The organism is Micromonospora sp. NPDC047738, from assembly GCF_040642675.1.
In the GTDB taxonomy this organism is placed as follows: domain Bacteria; phylum Actinomycetota; class Actinomycetes; order Mycobacteriales; family Micromonosporaceae; genus Micromonospora.
In genome coordinates this window covers 231209-247453 of the sequence record NZ_JBEYSO010000003.1, presented here as the reverse complement: position 1 = coordinate 247453, position 16245 = coordinate 231209, and the positions used below count along the sequence as shown (strand labels likewise).

General features: G+C 72.5%; 20 protein-coding genes. 14 read left to right on the top strand and 6 right to left on the bottom strand.

Annotation, left to right across the window (positions count from 1 at the left end; translation table 11 throughout):
- Positions 1–121 precede the first annotated feature (121 nt).
- The 4 genes from ABZ783_RS07320 (at position 122) to ABZ783_RS07305 (ending at position 3396) form a co-directional block, all read left to right on the top strand.
- Positions 122–1408: a low temperature requirement protein A gene (locus tag ABZ783_RS07320; RefSeq protein WP_357435307.1), complete on the top strand. Its 1287-nt coding sequence runs from the start codon at positions 122–124 to the stop codon at positions 1406–1408.
- A 108-nt stretch (positions 1409–1516) separates the two neighbouring features.
- Positions 1517–2005 (top strand): hemerythrin domain-containing protein, encoded by a 489-nt coding sequence (locus tag ABZ783_RS07315; protein ID WP_357435026.1) that lies wholly within the window; start codon positions 1517–1519, stop codon positions 2003–2005.
- Positions 2006–2173: 168 nt separating this feature from the next.
- A complete protein-coding gene (locus tag ABZ783_RS07310) occupies positions 2174–3094 on the top strand; it encodes an LLM class flavin-dependent oxidoreductase (protein WP_357435024.1) in 921 nt (306 codons plus the stop codon).
- A gap of 32 nt (positions 3095–3126) precedes the next feature.
- On the top strand, positions 3127–3396 hold the full coding sequence (locus ABZ783_RS07305) for a type II toxin-antitoxin system prevent-host-death family antitoxin (RefSeq protein WP_357435023.1): 270 nt from the start codon (positions 3127–3129) through the stop codon (positions 3394–3396).
- Positions 3397–3639: 243 nt separating this feature from the next.
- Here the strand turns inward: ABZ783_RS07305 and ABZ783_RS07300 are convergent, their stop codons facing one another.
- Complete coding sequence (locus tag ABZ783_RS07300) at positions 3640–4431, bottom strand: SGNH/GDSL hydrolase family protein (protein ID WP_357435022.1); 792 nt, start codon at positions 4429–4431, stop codon at positions 3640–3642.
- A 192-nt stretch (positions 4432–4623) separates the two neighbouring features.
- Between ABZ783_RS07300 and ABZ783_RS07295 the strand changes: the two genes are divergently transcribed.
- The gene (locus ABZ783_RS07295) at positions 4624–5385 is read left to right on the top strand and encodes an aminoglycoside adenylyltransferase domain-containing protein (RefSeq protein ID WP_357435020.1); all 762 of its coding nucleotides are present in this window, start codon (positions 4624–4626) and stop codon (positions 5383–5385) included.
- Positions 5386–5397: 12 nt separating this feature from the next.
- On the opposite strand, the gene ABZ783_RS07290 is transcribed toward ABZ783_RS07295, so the two are convergent.
- Genes ABZ783_RS07290 through ABZ783_RS07280 form a run of 3 tightly spaced genes read right to left on the bottom strand, consistent with a single transcriptional unit; the run spans position 5398 to position 6371 of the window.
- On the bottom strand, positions 5398–5853 hold the full coding sequence (locus ABZ783_RS07290; RefSeq protein WP_357435019.1) for a DUF1877 family protein: 456 nt from the start codon (positions 5851–5853) through the stop codon (positions 5398–5400).
- 13 nt (positions 5854–5866) lie between these two features.
- Positions 5867–6106: a winged helix-turn-helix domain-containing protein gene (locus ABZ783_RS07285; protein WP_357435018.1), complete on the bottom strand. Its 240-nt coding sequence runs from the start codon at positions 6104–6106 to the stop codon at positions 5867–5869.
- Positions 6107–6137: 31 nt separating this feature from the next.
- Entirely contained in the window at positions 6138–6371 is a 234-nt protein-coding gene (locus ABZ783_RS07280) for a winged helix-turn-helix domain-containing protein (RefSeq protein WP_357435016.1), read from the bottom strand.
- 332 nt (positions 6372–6703) lie between these two features.
- Between ABZ783_RS07280 and ABZ783_RS07275 the strand changes: the two genes are divergently transcribed.
- The 5 genes from ABZ783_RS07275 to ABZ783_RS07255 all read left to right on the top strand — a co-directional run bounded on the left by ABZ783_RS07275 (position 6704) and on the right by ABZ783_RS07255 (position 9441).
- On the top strand, positions 6704–6829 hold the full coding sequence (locus ABZ783_RS07275; protein ID WP_357435015.1) for a hypothetical protein: 126 nt from the start codon (positions 6704–6706) through the stop codon (positions 6827–6829).
- 2 nt (positions 6830–6831) lie between these two features.
- Positions 6832–7092, top strand: a complete 261-nt coding sequence (locus tag ABZ783_RS07270) for a hypothetical protein (RefSeq protein WP_357435013.1) — start codon at positions 6832–6834, stop codon at positions 7090–7092.
- The gene (locus ABZ783_RS07265; protein ID WP_357435011.1) at positions 7089–7364 is read left to right on the top strand and encodes a hypothetical protein; all 276 of its coding nucleotides are present in this window, start codon (positions 7089–7091) and stop codon (positions 7362–7364) included. The genes ABZ783_RS07270 and ABZ783_RS07265 overlap by 4 nt, the downstream gene beginning before the upstream one ends.
- 97 nt (positions 7365–7461) lie before the next feature.
- Positions 7462–8463 carry an aldo/keto reductase gene (locus ABZ783_RS07260; protein WP_357435009.1) on the top strand — a complete coding sequence of 334 codons (1002 nt, stop codon included), beginning with the start codon at positions 7462–7464 and terminating at the stop codon, positions 8461–8463.
- Positions 8464–8541: 78 nt separating this feature from the next.
- Positions 8542–9441: a TIGR01777 family oxidoreductase gene (locus tag ABZ783_RS07255; RefSeq protein WP_357435007.1), complete on the top strand. Its 900-nt coding sequence runs from the start codon at positions 8542–8544 to the stop codon at positions 9439–9441.
- A gap of 24 nt (positions 9442–9465) precedes the next feature.
- Here the strand turns inward: ABZ783_RS07255 and ABZ783_RS07250 are convergent, their stop codons facing one another.
- Positions 9466–10668 (bottom strand): PHB depolymerase family esterase, encoded by a 1203-nt coding sequence (locus tag ABZ783_RS07250; protein ID WP_357435005.1) that lies wholly within the window; start codon positions 10666–10668, stop codon positions 9466–9468.
- Positions 10669–10863: 195 nt separating this feature from the next.
- Here ABZ783_RS07250 and ABZ783_RS07245 point away from each other — a divergent pair, with 195 nt between their 5' ends.
- The 4 genes from ABZ783_RS07245 (at position 10864) to nadE (ending at position 14834) form a co-directional block, all read left to right on the top strand.
- The gene (locus ABZ783_RS07245; protein WP_357435003.1) at positions 10864–12681 is read left to right on the top strand and encodes a DUF2079 domain-containing protein; all 1818 of its coding nucleotides are present in this window, start codon (positions 10864–10866) and stop codon (positions 12679–12681) included.
- A 53-nt stretch (positions 12682–12734) separates the two neighbouring features.
- Positions 12735–13376: a lipoyl(octanoyl) transferase LipB gene (gene lipB, locus ABZ783_RS07240; protein WP_357435001.1), complete on the top strand. Its 642-nt coding sequence runs from the start codon at positions 12735–12737 to the stop codon at positions 13374–13376.
- A 152-nt stretch (positions 13377–13528) separates the two neighbouring features.
- The gene (locus ABZ783_RS07235; protein WP_357435000.1) at positions 13529–13921 is read left to right on the top strand and encodes a VOC family protein; all 393 of its coding nucleotides are present in this window, start codon (positions 13529–13531) and stop codon (positions 13919–13921) included.
- A 31-nt stretch (positions 13922–13952) separates the two neighbouring features.
- Complete coding sequence (nadE, locus tag ABZ783_RS07230; RefSeq protein ID WP_357434998.1) at positions 13953–14834, top strand: ammonia-dependent NAD(+) synthetase; 882 nt, start codon at positions 13953–13955, stop codon at positions 14832–14834.
- Positions 14835–14942: 108 nt separating this feature from the next.
- On the opposite strand, the gene aspS is transcribed toward nadE, so the two are convergent.
- Entirely contained in the window at positions 14943–16229 is a 1287-nt protein-coding gene (gene aspS, locus ABZ783_RS07225) for an aspartate--tRNA(Asn) ligase (RefSeq protein ID WP_357434996.1), read from the bottom strand.
- Positions 16230–16245: the final 16 nt, after the last annotated feature.

The following is a 16245-nucleotide window of genomic DNA, read 5'->3' as shown; positions in this document are numbered from 1 at the left end:
AAGGGCGCGCGGCTTGAGCAGCGCGCCCTTCGTTGTGCCGGAATCCGGCGCGGAAGCGCCCGGCCGCTGAAAGACTCGTCCGGTGAGCGGCTTCGGGAGGCGCCTCGGGCCTGCGGTGCCGATGGCCCCCGCGGCCCGGGTGGACCGGTTCGAGATCTTCTTCGACCTGGTTTTCGTCTTCTCGTTCTTCATCATCACCCGGTCCACCGCACGGGATGTCAGCGGCGGGGCGCTGCTGCACGCCCTGCTGGTCCTCGCGGTGCTCTGGTGGTCATGGGTCTTGCACAGCGTGGTCGCCACCCGGGTCCGGCTCGGCGAGGGCTTCGTGCCGGTGTTGATGACGGTCGGCATGGCGGCGCTGTTCACCTTCGCCCTGTCGCTGCCGCAGGCGTTCCACGACGTGCGGGGCAACGCCGCCGGGCCGGTCGTGGCGGCGGTCAGCTACATCGTGTTTCGTCTGGTCCACGTGCTGCTCCTCCTGCAGGCGACGCGGGGCAGCCCGGGCGAACGCCGGCAGTTGACGAAGTTGACCCCGGAGTTGGTCGGCAGCACCCTGCTGCTGCTCGCCGCCGCGCTGATCCCTGGGGCGATACACGACTCCGCCGCGGCGCCAGTCGTCCGGGACGGGCTGTGGGGCCTGGCCGTGCTGCTCCAGTACACCACCGGCCAACTCGCCAACGCCTCGGGCTGGGGCATCGCCTCGGCCGAGCACTGGACCGAGCGGTACGACCTGATCCTGATCATCGCCCTGGGCGAGTCGGTCATCTCGGTCGGCGTCGGGAGCAACCTGATCGGGCAGCCACCCACCCTGCCAGCGGTGGGTGCAGCGGTGCTCAGCATCTTCTTCACCGCCTCGCTCTGGTGGGCGCACTACGACATGATCGGACCGGCCGCCCGGATCGCCCTGCATTCGGCGCAGGGCAAACCCCGCCTCACCATGGCCCGGGACGCGTACGCGTACTGCTACCTGCCGATGATCGCCGGCATCATCCTGTTCGCGCTCGGCGCCGAGCAGATCGTGCACCAGATCACCAATCCGAACGTCTCCGACTGGGATCCGGCCCGCGGCCCGGCCGCGCCTCTGCTCTTCGGCGGGGTGTTCCTCTACCTCTGCGGCGACATGCTGTTCCAGCTGCGGACCCTGCACACCCTGAGCTGGACCCGGGTCGGCACCCTCGGGCTGCTCGCCATCTGCCCCCCGCTGGTCGACCAACTGCCGGCGCTGGGCACCCTGGCACTGCTGGCCGTGATCTGCGTGGGCATGGTGGCCGCCGAGGTGGTGATCTTCGAAGAGGGCCGGACGGCGCTGCGCAAGCTGATCTTCGAGGAACGGACCGCCCACGAGGCGCACGAGGCCGCCTACCGGGCCCGCTGGCACGAGCCGGACGAGCGGGACGAGGGCGAGTGACGTGGGCGGCGTACGGCAGCCGGGTCGCGTAGGGTGCGGCGTAGCGTCGCGGTGCACCCGGCACGAAGGCCGCCGAGGGCATGGAGGCGCGGGACAGCAGGGGACCATGTGCACCCATCCCACTCACCGGCCGGGCGGCTGACCGCCCTCGGCACCCAGTTGATCGAGATCCACCACTGGCTCCGCGAGGAGCTGGCTCGGCTCCGCGCGAGCCTCGACTCCCCCGACCGCGCCGGCCTGTCCCGCGAGCTACGGGCCCACTGCGTCGGCTTCTGTGCAGCCCTGGACCGGCACCACACCGGCGAGGACGCCGGCGCGTTCCGCGTCCTGGCCGAGCAGGTGCCCAAGCTGCGCCCCGTCCTCGCCCAACTGAGCGAGGACCACCGGGTGGTGGCGGACCTGCTGCGCCGGGTCGACGCCCTGCTCACCGGGGCGGGCGACGGGCCGGCGGTCCGGGCCGAGCTGGACGGCCTCGCCGCGCTGCTCGAGTCGCACTTCAGCTACGAGGAGCGGAAGCTGGTCGCCGCCCTCGACGCGCTGACCGCCGGCACGCCCCACGAACTGTTCGGCATGGACGTCCCGACGGTCGCGGATTGACCTCGGCGGCGCAACTTCCGGGAGGTTGCTGCCTCCGGGCGCCGGTAGGCAGCGCTTTCCCCGAAGTTGCTCCCCGAAGGGGCACGCGCCACGCGGCGGATTCGCCCGTTGGCAGAATCGGCCCGGGCGCGCTGGCCGGCGCGGGTGGGGGCACAGCATGCTGGGGCGATGGTGACCTTCTCCGTCCAGGCCCGACCGACCGACGCCGCGAGCTGGCTCGACCTGGCCCGCCGGGTCGAGGCGGCCGGCTTCGACGCCCTGTTCGCCGCCGACCACCCGGGCCACGGCGCGTCGCCGTTCGTGGCCCTCGCCGCCGCGGCGGCGGTGACCTCGACGCTGGGCCTCGGCTCGTACGTCTCCAACGCCGGGGTCCGGGAGCCCATCCTGCTGGCCACCGACGTGGCCACCCTCGACGTGGTCTCCGGCGGGCGGGCCCGGCTCGGCGTCGGTGCCGGCCACACCCCGGCCGAGTGGCGGGCCGTCGGCCGCGAGCGCCCCGACGTGCCCGGCCGGGTGCGCCGCTGCATCGCCGTGGCCGAGGCCGTGCGTGGCCTGCTGGCCGGCAAGGAGGTCACCGTGGACAGCCCAGACCTGGTCGCCCACGCCGCGCGCCTCACCGAGCTGAGGCCGGTGCAGGACCCGGTCCCGCTCACCATGGGTACGTCCAACTCGACGCTGCTGCGCTGGGCCGGCGCGCACGCCGACGTGGTGGGCCTGTTCGGCGCCGGCCGTACCCTCCCCGACGGCCACACGCACGAGGTGCGGTGGCGGGCCGACCAGATCGAGGCGCAGCTCGCCCACGTGGCGGCCGGTGCCGCCGGTCGCGACACGCCGCCTGTGCTGGAGGCGCTGGTCCAGCAGGTCACCGTGACCGACGACGCCGAGGCCGCCGCCGTGCAGTTCGCCGAGCACGCCGGTCTCACCACCGCCGAGCTGCTCGCCACGCCGTTCGTGCTGATCGGCACGGCCGAGGAGATCGTCGCGGCGGTCGCGCAGCACCGGCGCCGCTGGGGGATCACCCGCTTCGTGGTACGCGCCGATGCCGTCGACGCCCTGGCCCCGTTCCTCCCCCGCCTGGCGGCGTTGTAGCACCTCGTAGCACACGGGGTTAGATTGTCGCTGTGGCTGAGCACGCTCCTCGCGAGATCACGCAGCGCGAACTGCGCAACGATTCGGGTGCCATCATGCGTGGCGTTGAGCGCGGAGAATCCTTCACGATCACCCGAAACGGCACTCCGATCGGTCGGCTGATCCCAATCCGGCGACGCACCTTCGTTCCCCGAGCCGAGGTCATGGCGGCCTTCGCGACAGCTCCGGTGCTCGACGAATCCAGATTCCGTAGGGACCTCGACGCGGCGATCGGGCAGGACCTTCTCGACCGTGAGTGGTGAACTTTCCTTCGCGGCTTGATCGACACCAATATCGTCATCCACCTCGCTGGCCTGAATCCGGCAGAGCTACCCGAGGAGATGGTGATCAGCGCCGAACCGTGATCCTGGACCGGTCAGGCTGCCCGCAACGCGCGAGATGGACGCAGCCGCGCAGCGGGGCGGGGGCCGACGCGAACCCGGCCGTGGTTCGCCGACCGGCCCGTGGTCAGCGGCGGGACCGCTGACCACGAGAAGCCGAACCCGTCACACGGCCCGGGCGAAGGTCGGGTAGTAACCGCCGGACTGCCCGGCGGCCGTCGGGTGGTACGAAATGCTCGTGTCGGCCCAGTTCAACGCGTGCAGCCACTTCTCGCCGTAGGCGCAGAGCTCGTTGCCCCGGAAGATCGGGCGGACATCGGCGAAGGCGAAGCTGTTCTGGACAGCAGCATTCTTGGTGATGTCGTCCAGGAGGTTGATGCCTTCGTTGATCTTCGTGCGGGACGTGTCGCTGAGGCCGGGGCAGTAGGTGTCGATCCGGTAGAAGACCGGGTAGGCGATGACCACCACGCGGGCGGACGGCGCACGTGCGCGGATCGCCTGGTACAGGTTGTTCAGCTTCGGCGGCAGCTCCGTGCGAGCCTTGTCCTCGGCCGCGTTGACGGCCGCGATGCACGCCGACTCGCCGTACACCACGCAGGTGGTCATGACGTCGCTGAACCCGACGTCGTTACCACCGACGGTGATGCTCACCAGCGTGGTGCTGGTCGACAGGTAGCCCAGCTGGGTGTCGCGCACGCTCGTCGTGGTCGCACCCGAGCAGGCCACGAAGGTGTACGACGCGGGAGCGTTGGCCGTGGCCCACAGCGACGGGTAGGCGTTGGGGCTGCGGCGGCACGAGCCGCTTTCGTTACCGGCGCCCACGCCAGAGGCGTACGAGTCGCCGAGGGCGACGTATCGGACGGTGGAGGCCGCTTGGGCCGGCGTGGCCAGCGCGAAAACGCTGGCAAGCGCCGTCGCCAGGCTCATGGTGAGGGTTGCGAGGCGGGATCTGAGCACGGGATCCTCCGAGGGGGGCGAAGGAACGATTCAGGTCTATATAGATATCACTGGATACATCTGCCTCGGAAGACCTGTCGGGAAATTCGGGCAAGCCCGCCGGCGGGGCAACGGCACCTCGGCTGGCAGGGGTTGCCACGGCGGGAGGGCCCACAGCCAGGCCGGCATGGGGACGCCTGCTAGAAACTCCGGGTGGCACGCGATGACGAAATCTCCACCCGGACCGCTGCGGAGGAACTGGCCGGGTCCGTTGTGGACATCGTCGACGGGGCGCTCCGGTCGGTGATCCTGCACGGATCACTGGCGGCGGGCGGCTTCCGCGTCGGTCGCAGCGACATCGACCTGCTCGTCGTCGTCGACGGTGGACTGTCCGACCCGCAGCTCGATGCCCTGGCGGACCGGGTGCGCCACGCCCGGATCGACGGTGCCGCCGGCATCGACCTGCACGTCGTGACCGCCGCGGTGGCCGGCGCGCCGACGCCGGCGCCTCCGCTGGAGCTGCACGTCGGCCGGTACGACGGCTCGTCCGTCGGGTTCGAGGTCGACCGCCGGGTGCCGGCCGCCCCCGACCTGCCGGCCGAACTGTCGATGGCACGGGCCGACGGGCACACGCTCCGCGGCGCTCAGCCGGGCGAGGTGCTCGCGCCGGTGCCAGGCGAGTGGCTCCACGAGCGCGGCCGGTACTGGCTGACGACCTGGCAGTCGCGCACCGACGACGCGGAGGACGCCGCCCTCATGGTCCTCACCGCCTGTCGGATCTGGCGCTTCGCGGTCGAGGGTCGGCACTGCGCCAAAGCCCAGGCCGCCGGGTGGGCACTCGACCGCGACCCGTCGCTGACCGCGGTCCGGCAGGCGCTTCACCAGTACGAGGTGAATCCGGCGGCGCCGATCGACGCGGACGGCGTCGCCCAGGTGCTCGACACCGTGCTGCGCGAAACCGCTCCGGCACGGTGAACACGCGCTCCGTCAGAAGCTGAAACTCCGGATCGCCGCGCTGCCCGAGGCGGCGGTCGCCACGAAGAACCGGACCAGTTCCTCGTGGTGGTCCCGCAGGTAGTCGAGGTCGTCGTCGTCCCACACCCGCCGATGCGGGTAGATCTCCTCCGCGCTCAGCTTCGCCGGGTCGTAGTGGCCGGCCAACGCCTCGAACGGCGTCGCGCTCAGGGCCCGGGCGGCGTCGGCGACCATGCCGTCGTCCCAGCCCAGGAGGGTGCACTCCTGGTCGATGAGGAAGCCGTCCTCGTACAGGTCGACGCCCACCTCGGCCGCGTCCAGCAGGAACTGGATGCCGGCCCAGGACTTCTCGAGGTAGCAGATCGGCAGGTTCTCGCCGTCCAGATATTCCGCCGCCCACTCCGGGTCCGCGATCGCCCGGTCCAGTTCCCGCGGGGTCACCCGGGTGAACCACAGCGTCATGCCCATGAATCCACCGCGCTCACCGGTCGGGCGCGTTCGGCAACTCCTCGGCGACGAACACGCCGACGCCCGGCACGCCCTCCACCCACCCCTGCGTCTGCAGGACAAGGACCGCCTGTCGCACAACGACCTGTGACACGCCGTGCTTCTCTTTCATCTGAGCGGTCGAGGGCAGCTTCTCGCCAGGGGCGAGCGCCCCGGACGCGATCTGCTCACGGATCTGATCCGCGATCTGCGCCCATTTGGCTTTTGCAGGCATGAGGGGCACTTCCGTACGTGGAGGGAGCAGGCTAGGTCTGCTCGCCTGACGGTTCCTTGACGAAGACGCCGAGACCGTGCACACCTTCGACCAGCCCTTCGGTCTTGAGCACGATCATGGCGTGGTTGACCACCCCGGCCGACACACCGTGCTGGCTGCACAGTTGCGCGGTGGACGGCAACTTGTCGCCTGGGGCGAGTTCTCCGGACGCAATCTGCTCACGGATGAGGTCCGCAAGCTGCGCCCACTTGGGCTTGGCGGGCATCTGCACTCCCTGGTCTGCACCGCCATTTGATCACGCCCTGCTTCTACCGACAAGTAAGAGGTACTGGGTGGTTGACCTATGAGCAGTACTAAGTATAAGTTCGTGCCGACCGGCTCACCTGGTCTGCAACCACGAGCTGGTCACCCCGTAGGACCACCCGGCCGAGTACTCCCCCGGTAGTCGGCCGGGTGCCATCCCCTGCCCACCGCAGGTCACGGCGGGCTTGTGAGCAGGCCCGGGGCGGGTGCCGGGCTCCGGCCGGTCATGCGCGCGCACGGTCGACCCCGCCCGTCTCGGTGCCGCATCAAGAGAGGCGGAGCAGCGTGCGGTCAGTGGTCGACCAACCGGTGGACGCGATGGAGAAGGTGCTCGGCGAGCTGCCGATGCCCTGGGTGGTGATCGACGAGCTGCGGGCCCATGGTGAGCTGCTGGTCCGCGTACCCGATGGGGGGTGCTGACGATGTGGCCGCGACGGAACGCGGCGCCGGTGCCGCTCGCGCCCCGGCACCGGCGGACCTGGCGACGCGGGCGGCGCTGGTGCTCGTGCGGCCTGCGCTGGACCGCCTGCCCGAACCGGCACGCGCCGATCCCCACCGAGCCGCCCGCGCCGCCGCCGAACAGCCGGTGGTGGGACGAGGCCACCCGGGCGAACCCGCAGGTCGGGCGGGCCGGCTGGCTGACCCCGGCGCAGACCTGGCGGGCCAACGGCGGCCGGTGGTGAGTCGGCCGCACACGCCACTCCGGCCGCTCTGGCTCTGCCGGGGTTGCGCCGCGCCCTGGCCGTGCCCGATCGCGCGGCTCACCCTGCTCCGCGAGTACGTCGACGACCGGGTGGCGCTGCTGGTCTACCTGGGCGGGATGCTGCACGACGCGGCCGGCGAATTGCACCTCCTGCACCCGCAGGACGGGCCGACGCCGGGGCAGCTCTACGCCCGCTTCCTCGGCTGGGCAGTCGGCTCTCGACGCGATCCATTCCCGTCATCAAGTTCGTAGCGGCCGAACAGTTCACTCCGCCTTCGTCACGAGGGGCGACGGGAGAGGCAGCGCATGCCTTGACTTGGAGAGTGCTCGAAGTCGAACACTGGAGCGCATGACGATGACACGGACACTCGGCCGCAGCGGCATCACGGTCAGCGCGGTCGGCATGGGATGCTGGGCGATCGGCGGGCCACTGTGGGGCGACGGCGGGCAGCCGTTCGGCTGGGGCGAGGTCGACGACGACGAGTCGGTCCGCACCATCCACCGGGCGCTCGACCTGGGCGTCACCCTCTTCGACACGGCCAGCAACTACGGCGCCGGCCACAGCGAGCGGGTCCTCGGCCGCGCCCTCGCCGGGCGGCGCGACGACGCGGTGATCGCCACCAAGTTCGGTAACCGCTCCGACGAGGCCAGCCGGCGCTGGACCGGCACCGACGCCAGCCCGGCGTACGCGGTGGCGAGCCTGGACGAGTCGCTGCGCCGGCTCGGCACCGACCACGTCGACCTCTACCAGTTGCACATCAACGACCTGCCGGCGTCCGCCGCGCTCGATCTGATCGACGCCCTGGAGGGCCTGGTCACCCAGGGCAAGATCCGAGCGTACGGCTGGAGCACGGACAATCCGTCGTCGGCGCGGGCGTTCGCCGAGGCGGGACCGCACTGCACCGCGATTCAGCACGACGAGTCGGTGCTCCACGACAACCTCGACATGCTGGCGGTCTGCGACTCGCTCGACCTGGCCAGCCTCGACCGGGGCCCGCTCGCGATGGGCCTGCTCACCGGCTCGACCCGGGCGGTCGGCCGGGACGACGTGCGGGGGGTGGCCCCGGAGTGGCTGGTCTGGTTCACCGACGGGCGGCCGACCCCGGAGTGGTCGGCCCGGGTCACGCAGATCCGGGACGCGCTGACCGCCGACGGTCGTACGCTCGCCCAGGGCGCGCTGGGCTGGCTGCTGGCCCGCAGCCCGCGGACGGTGCCCATCCCGGGCTGCCGGACGGTGGCCCAGGCCGAGGAGAACTTCGCGACGCTCGCGCTCGGCCCGCTGCCCGCCGAGGCGTTCGCGGAGGTGGAACGACTCCTGGCCGACCTGCGCCCGGCCGGGGCGGTGCGTTGACTCCGGGCGGCGGGACCGGCGAGTGACGCATGCCGCTCAACGCATCCGGGCGCCGGGTCCGTACCCGAAGATATGAGCATGCGGATCCTCATGGCCGGAGTGTCCGGCTTCCTCGGCACCCGACTGGTCGACCGGCTTACCGCGGACGGGCATCAGATCACCCGCCTCGTCCGCCACCCGCCGCGCACGCCGGACGAGCGGCAGTGGAATCCGTCCGCCGCGCAGCTCGACCCGGCGGTGGTCGCCGACGCCGACGCGGTGGTCAACCTGGCCGGCGCCGGGGTGGGTGACCGGCGCTGGAACGACGAGTACAAGCGGCTGATCCGGTCCAGCCGGGTGGACACCACCACCACGCTGGCGATCACCATCGCCGGTCTGGCCGCCGCCGACCGGCCCGCGGCGATGCTGAACGCGTCGGCGGTCGGCTGGTACGGCAACACCGGCGACCGGGTCGTGGAGGAGGACTCCCCGGCCGGCGAGGGCTTCCTGGCCGACGTCTGCCGGGTCTGGGAGGCCGCGACCCGGCCGGCCGAGGACGCCGGCGTACGGGTGGTGCGGCTGCGCACCGGCCTGCCGCTGGACCGCGCCGGCGGGATGCTCAAACCGCAGCTGCTGCCGTTCCGGCTGGGCGTCGGCGGGAAGCTGGGCAGCGGCCGCCAGTGGCTGCCCTGGATCTCGATGCGGGACTGGCTGGACGCGGTGGCCTTCCTGCTGGCCCGCGACGACCTCGCCGGCCCGGTCAACGTGGCCGGTCCGAACCCGGTCACCAACGCCGAGTTCGCCCGGGAACTGGCCCGCCAGCTGCACCGGCCGGCGATCATGCCGGTCCCCGCGCTGGCCCTGAAGATCGCCCTCGGCGGCTTCGCCCACGAGGCCCTGACCAGCGCGCGGGTCCTGCCCGGCGTGCTGACCAAGGCCGGCTTCACCTGGACCCACCGCGACCTGCCGAGCGCGCTGCACGCCGCCCTCACCGAGTGACCCGGCGAGGGCGACGGCGGGCGGTCAGCAGCCGATGACCCAGTAGTTGGGGCCGGTCTGCTTGAGGGTGGTCGTGTTGAAGGTGTTGTAGAGGCCCATCTTCTGGTTGCTGCCCAGGGCGTAGGCGTAGCCGCCGGACTGGTAGGCCCGGCCGGCGCTCACGTGGGCGTAGTTGCTGGCGGTCACGCAGGCCGGCGGCGCCGTCGGGGTCGGCGACGGGGACGCGGTCGGCGTCGGGCTGGGCGTCACCCCGCCGTCGAGGCCGAAGAAGAGCGCGTCCCGGTACGTCGAGCAGATGGTGTCCAGGAAGTACGCGGCGGCGGTCCCGCACTGGTCGGTGGCCGAGCCCGGGTCGACCGGGGTGCCGTGGCCCATCCCGGCGACCCGGTAGAGCCGGACCTGGTCGCTGCCGTACACCTCCAGGCTGGTGCCGGCGGGCAGCGTGGCGGTGCTGGTGGGGGTCTGCGACACCCCGAGCACGTTGGTCCACTGGTCCCGGGACTCGACGGCGTTCGCCACCGCGACGGTGTAGTCGCCGGTCCCGTGCCAGATCGCCACCCGCGGCCGCTTCCCGGCGTACCCGGGGTAGGCGTTGCGGACCAGGTCACCCCACTGGGCCGGGGTCTTGTCGACGCCGGGGTTCATGCAGGAGTACGCGCTGGTGCTGCTGGTGGCGCAGCGGTACGGCAGGCCGGCGATGACCGAGCCGGCGGCGAAGACGTCCGGGTAGGTGGCGAGCATGACCGCGCTCATCGCCCCGCCGGCGGACAGGCCGCTCACGTACACCCGGGCGGCGTCGGTGCCGTAGTTGGTCCTCGCGTAGTCGACCATCTGTTTGATCGACAGGGCCTCGCCCTGGCCGCGCGCGGTGTCCCCGGTCTCGAACCAGTTGAAGCAGGAACTGGAGTTGTTGGCAGCTGGCTGCTGCGCCACGATCAGCGCGAACTTCCACAGGTCGGCGTACTTCTGCCAGCCGGAGTTGGCGAAGTAGCCGCCGGCGTTCTGGGTGCAGCCGTGCAGCAGCACCACGGCTGGCGCGTTGGCCGGCAGGCCGTCCGGCCGGTACGCGTACATGGCGAGGTTGCCCGGGTTGGAGCCGAAGCCGGTGACCTGGGTGAGCGAGGCGGCCTGGGCGGGGAGGGCGGCGGTGAGCGCCGCGGCCGCGGCCAGCACGATCCCGGCCGCCGCCCCGGCGAGGCGGGTGAGGATGGATGAGGAGCGGCGCACGGCGACCTCCCGACGGCGAACTGTGAACTGAGTCACGCTGAAGTTGCCGAGACGTTACGTCCGGGTTGCGCGGCCCGACATGGCCGCCGCTCACACATTCACCGAGATCGAAGTGTGTCGCCGCGGGCGACGGAAGCGGCCGCGAGGTTTCGTGTCTGACCGGCGTGTCCAGTTCCGGTTGGTAACGTCCGCTGCGTGCCGACCTCCCCGACCCTGGTCACCGACCGGTCCCCCGAGCCCGCCAACCGGAGCTGGCGGGCCGACCTGGTCGTGGTGCTCGCCGCGGTGGCCCTGGCCTTCTGGGTGACCAGCGGCCTGTGGTGGAACCCGGACACCCGGGCCATCACCGTCAACTCCAGTGACCAGGCGCTCTTCGAGTGGCTGCTGGCCTTCGGCGGGCACGCCGTCAGTCACGGGGAGAACCCGTTCTACACCCACCTGATCAACAATCCGGACGGGGTGAACCTCGCGGTCAACACCTCGATCACCGTGTACGCGGTGCTCTTCGCGCCGCTGACGTACCTGATCGGGCCGCCCGCGACGTTCCTGGTGATCCTCACCCTCAACCTCGCCGCCACCGGGGTGGCCTGGTACTGGCTGCTCAGCCGATACCTGGTGGGCAGCCGGCTGGCCGCCGCCGTCGGCGCGCTCTTCATCGCCTACTGCCCGGCGATGGTCTCGCACGCCAACGCGCACCTGAACTGGACCGCCGGTTGGCTGGTGCCGCTGCTGATCTGGGGCGTGTTCCGGCTGCGCCGCCCCGGCCGGGCGGTCCGCGGCGGGATCGTGCTCGGGCTGCTGGTGGCGGTCGCCTTCTCGATCGCCGCCGAAGGGCTCTTCTTCACCGCCCTGGCGCTCGCCCTGTTCCTGCTGGTGTGGGCGCTGCACCCGGCCCGTCGGGCCGAGGTCCGCGCCGCGCTGCCCCGCTTCGCGGCCGGGCTCGGGGTGACCGCGCTGGTGGCCGGGGCGCTGCTCGCGTACCCGCTGTGGCTGCACTTCGCCGGGCCGCAGCGCTTCCACGGCACCGGCTTCGACCCGCTCATCCACTCCGAGGACATCGCCGCGTACGGGTCGTACCCGCGCCGGTCCCTGGCTGGCTGGGCCGGGCTGGGCACCTCGCTGGCACCGAACCCGACGGAGGAGAACTCCTTCTTCGGCATCCCGCTGCTGCTGCTCACGGTGGCCTGCTTCGGGCTGCTCTGGCGGCGCGCCGACCGGGCGTTCCGGGCCACCCTCACCGCGCTCGGCGTCACCGCCGTGGTCTTCGCGGTGCTCTCCTGGGGGCCGACGGCCAAGTGGAACGGCCGGCGCACCGGCCAACTCCTCCCGTTCGGGGTGCTGGACAACCTGCCGGTGATCAACGCGGCGCTGCCCTCGCGGCTGGCGCTGGTGGTCGCGCCGGTGATCGGGCTGCTGCTGGCGCACACGGTGGACCGGCTCCGCGCCCGGCCACCCCGGCACCGGGTGACCACGGCGGCCTGGGCGCTCGGCTTCGCCGTCGCGCTGGTGCCGTTGCTGCCGACCCCGCTGCTGACCAGCGTGCGGGAGCCCGTCCCGCAGTTCATCACCAACGGCACCTGGCAGCAGTACGTCTCGCCCGGCGGGGTGCTCACCCCACTGCCGCTGACCGTCGACGTCACCCCGGACGGCCAGCGCTGGCAGGCGTACGCCCTGGCGCACCGGCAGGGCGAGTTCCGCATCCCGGCCGGCTTCTTCCTCGGCCCGGGCGGCCCGGAGGGCCGGGGGCGGATCGGGCCGGTGCCGCGGAGCTTCGACTCGCTGATGGACCAGGCCGGGCGGACCGGGCTCGTCCCGATCATCACCGAGGGCAGCATCCGGCAGAGCCGGGAGGACCTGCGCTACTGGCACGTCGAGACGGTGGTCCTGGCCGACCGGGTGCACGGCGCCAAGTACGACATCAACGAGGAGGCCCTGCTGCGCACCGCCACCGGCCTGCTCGGCCCGCCCCAGCGGGTGGACGACGTGTGGGTCTGGCGGGTCCCGCCGGCCTAACGCGACGAGGCTCACAGGGGCGCACCGGCAGGTGGCGGGACTAGGCTGGACGGGTGAGCGTGACGACTTCCGGGCTGACCCCGGTCCGTGCCGGTGTGCTCGACTACCAGGCCGCCTGGGACGAGCAGCGCCGGCTGCACGAGGCCGTGGTGGCCGGCGAGCAGGGCGACACGGTGCTGCTGCTGGAGCACCCCAGCGTCTACACCGCCGGCAAGCGGACCGAGCCGTGGGACCGGCCGATGGACGGCACCCCGGTGATCGACGTGGACCGCGGCGGCAAGATCACCTGGCACGGGCCGGGGCAGCTGGTCGGCTACCCGATCGTCAAGCTGCCCGACCCGGTGGACGTGGTGGCGTACGTCCGGCGCACCGAGCAGCTGCTGATCGACGTCTGCGCCGAGTTCGGGCTGACCGCCGGCCGGGTCGAGGGGCGCAGCGGCGTCTGGGTGCCCGAGGACGACCGCGGCCCGGCCCGCAAGGTGGCCGCGATCGGCATCCGGGTGGCCCGGGGCGTGACCCTGCACGGCTTCTCGATCAACTGCGACTGCGATCTGACGTACTACGACCGCATCGTGCCGTGCGGCATCCGCGACGCGGGGACCACCTCGCTCACCGCCGAGCTGGGCCACCCGGTCACCGTCGCCGACGTGCTCCCGGTGGTCGAACGCCACCTGCCGACCCTCGTGCAGGTCTGAAAACCAATCCGCCGCGTGGTGTCCCGGCGGGCGGCCCGCCGATCGTCCCTACCCGACCGCGAGGCGCTGGCCCTGGGCCTGAGCGTTCCGCAGGCCGACCACCTGCGCCGGCGCCAGGCCGAGCTGCCGGGCTGATCGCGTACTCTCGTCCGGTGCGGATCGATCTCGTCACCCTGGTCGTCGCCGACTACGACCCGGCGATCACGTTCTTCACCGAGGTGCTCGGCTTCGAGCTGGCCGAGGACAAGCCGTCGCTGACCAACGACGGCCGGCCGAAGCGCTGGGTGGTGGTCCGCCCGCCCGGCGGCGGGACCGGGCTGCTGCTGGCCCGCGCCGACGGCGAGCGGCAGGAGGCGGTGGTCGGCGACCAGACCGCCGGCCGGGTCGGCTTCTTCCTCCAGGTCGACGACTTCGACGCCACCTACCGCCGGATGCGCGAGGCGAACGTCGAGTTCGTCAAGCCGCCGCGCACCGAGCCGTACGGCCGGGTCGCCGTCTTCCGCGACCTGGAGGGCAACCCGTGGGACCTCCTCGGCCCAGCCTGAACTCGGCCCCGCCTGAACCGGAAAGGACCCGATGACCGACCTGATCTCGACGCAGCGGCAGATCGCCGAGGAACTCCAGGTGGCGTCGACCTTCGACGCCGCCGTGGAGATCGAGCGCCGGGTCGTCTTCCTCGCCGACCGCCTGGTCGACACGGGGCTGACGGCGCTGGTCCTCGGCATCAGCGGCGGGGTGGACTCGACCACCACGGGCCGGCTCTGCCAGCTCGCCGTCGAGCGGGCCCGCGCCGCCGGCCACCCGGCGGTGTTCGTGGCGATGCGCCTGCCGTACGGGGTGCAGGCCGACGAGCACCACGCCCAGGCGGCCCTGGCGTTCATCCGGCCCGACCGGGTGCTCACGGTCGACGTCAAGCCGGCCAGCGACGCCGCCCTGGACGCGCTGGTGGCGGCCGGGCTGGCCTTCACCGACGCCGCCCAACGGGACTTCGTGCACGGCAACGTCAAGGCCCGACAGCGCATGATCGCCCAGTACGCGGTCGCCGGGGCGATGGGTGGCCTGGTCGTCGGCACCGACCACGCGGCCGAGGCGGTCACCGGCTTCTTCACCAAGCACGGCGACGGGGCGGCGGACGTGGTGCCGCTGACCGGGCTGACCAAGCGCCGGGTCCGCGCGCTCGCCCAGGCGCTGGGCGCACCCGCCGAACTGGTCGGCAAGGCGCCCACCGCCGACCTGGAGAGCCTGGCCCCGGGCAAGCTGGACGAGGACGCGCTCGGCCTGACGTACGAGCAGATCGACGACTTCCTGGAGGGCCGGCCGGTCCTGGCGGAGGTGGCCGAGGCGCTGGTGGCCCGCTACCGGGCCACCGACCACAAGCGCCGCCTCCCGATCGCGCCCTCGGTGCGCGGCGGAGAAGCGGGCGACCGGGTCACCGCTGCGGTCCCCGGCCAGCGCTGATCCCCGCCCGAACCCACGGCTCGCAGAGCACGATCACGCCGCCGATGAAGCGGCTGGAAAGGAGGGGTCCCCGGTTGACGGGCGGTCAACCGGGGACCACTCCTGTCCTCACGGGGTGAGCCGGTGCAGGTCGCGGGGGAAGGCGGTCACCTCCCGGACGTTGGCCGCGCCGGTGAGCCGGGCCACGAAGCGTTCCAGGCCGATCGCGAAGCCGCCGTGCGGCGGCATGCCGTGCCGGAACGCGTCCACGTAGCCCGCGTACGGCTCGACCGGCTCGCCGCGCACGGCGAGGGCGGCCAGGTAGTCCTCGTACCGGTGCAGCCGCTGCCCGCCGGTGACCAGCTCCATCCCCCGGAACAGCAGGTCGAAGCCGTTGGAGTAGGCCGGCCGGGCCGGGTCCGGATGGGTGTAGAAGGGCCGCTTCGCCATCGGGTACCCGGTGACGAAGAGGAAGTCCGAACCGTGCCCGCGCCGGGCCCACTCCCCCAGCGCCCGCTCGTGGGCGGGGGCGAGGTCCGGCTCGTCGGCCGGCGCCCCGGCGATCTTCAGCGCCTCGGTGAAGTGCACGGCGGGGATCTCGGCTGGCACCTCGGGCGCCGCCACCCCGAGCGTGGCCAGCGCGGCGCCGGCCCGGTCGGCGACCGCCCCCAGCATTCCGGCGAGGGTGTCCCGCAGCACGGCCATCACGTCCCGGTGGTCGGCGACGAAGCCCAGCTCGACGTCGAGCGAGGTGTACTGGGCCAGGTGCCGCACGGTGTCGTGCGGCTCGGCCCGGAACACCGGCCCCACCTCGTACACCCGCTCGAAGACGCCGACCATGAGCTGCTTGTAGAACTGCGGCGACTGGGCCAGGTAGGCGGGCCGGCCGAACCAGTCCAACGCGAACACGTTCGCCCCGCTCTCGGTGGAGGACGCCACCACCTTCGGGGTGTGGATCTCCACGAAGTCGCGGGCGTCCAGGGCGGCCCGGAAGCCGGCCACCGCCGCCGCCGAGATCCGCAGCGCCGCCGAGCGGGTCGGGTGGCGCAGCGCGGTCGGCGCGTGGTCCAGCTGGGTGGGCAGGGTGGCGGTGAGCGCCGGCCGGTACAGGTCGAACGGCGGCGGGACGGCGGGCGGGCCGAGCGGCCGTACCGTCGGCGCGGTGAGCTCGACCCCGGCGGGCGCCGTGTCGTTCGCGACCACCGTGCCGACGACCTCGACGACGGTCTCCTCGGTGAGCTTCTCGACGGCCGCGCGCACCGCCGGGTCGGCGACCACCACCTGCGCCAGGCCGGCGGCGTCGCGGACGATCAGGAAGGCCACCGACTTGAGCAGCCGGCGGCGGTGCACCCAGCCGGCGATCCGGACGGACTCGCCGACGTGGGCGGACAGTTGGGTGGAAAGGATGCGTTGCACGGCTACCTCCTCGATC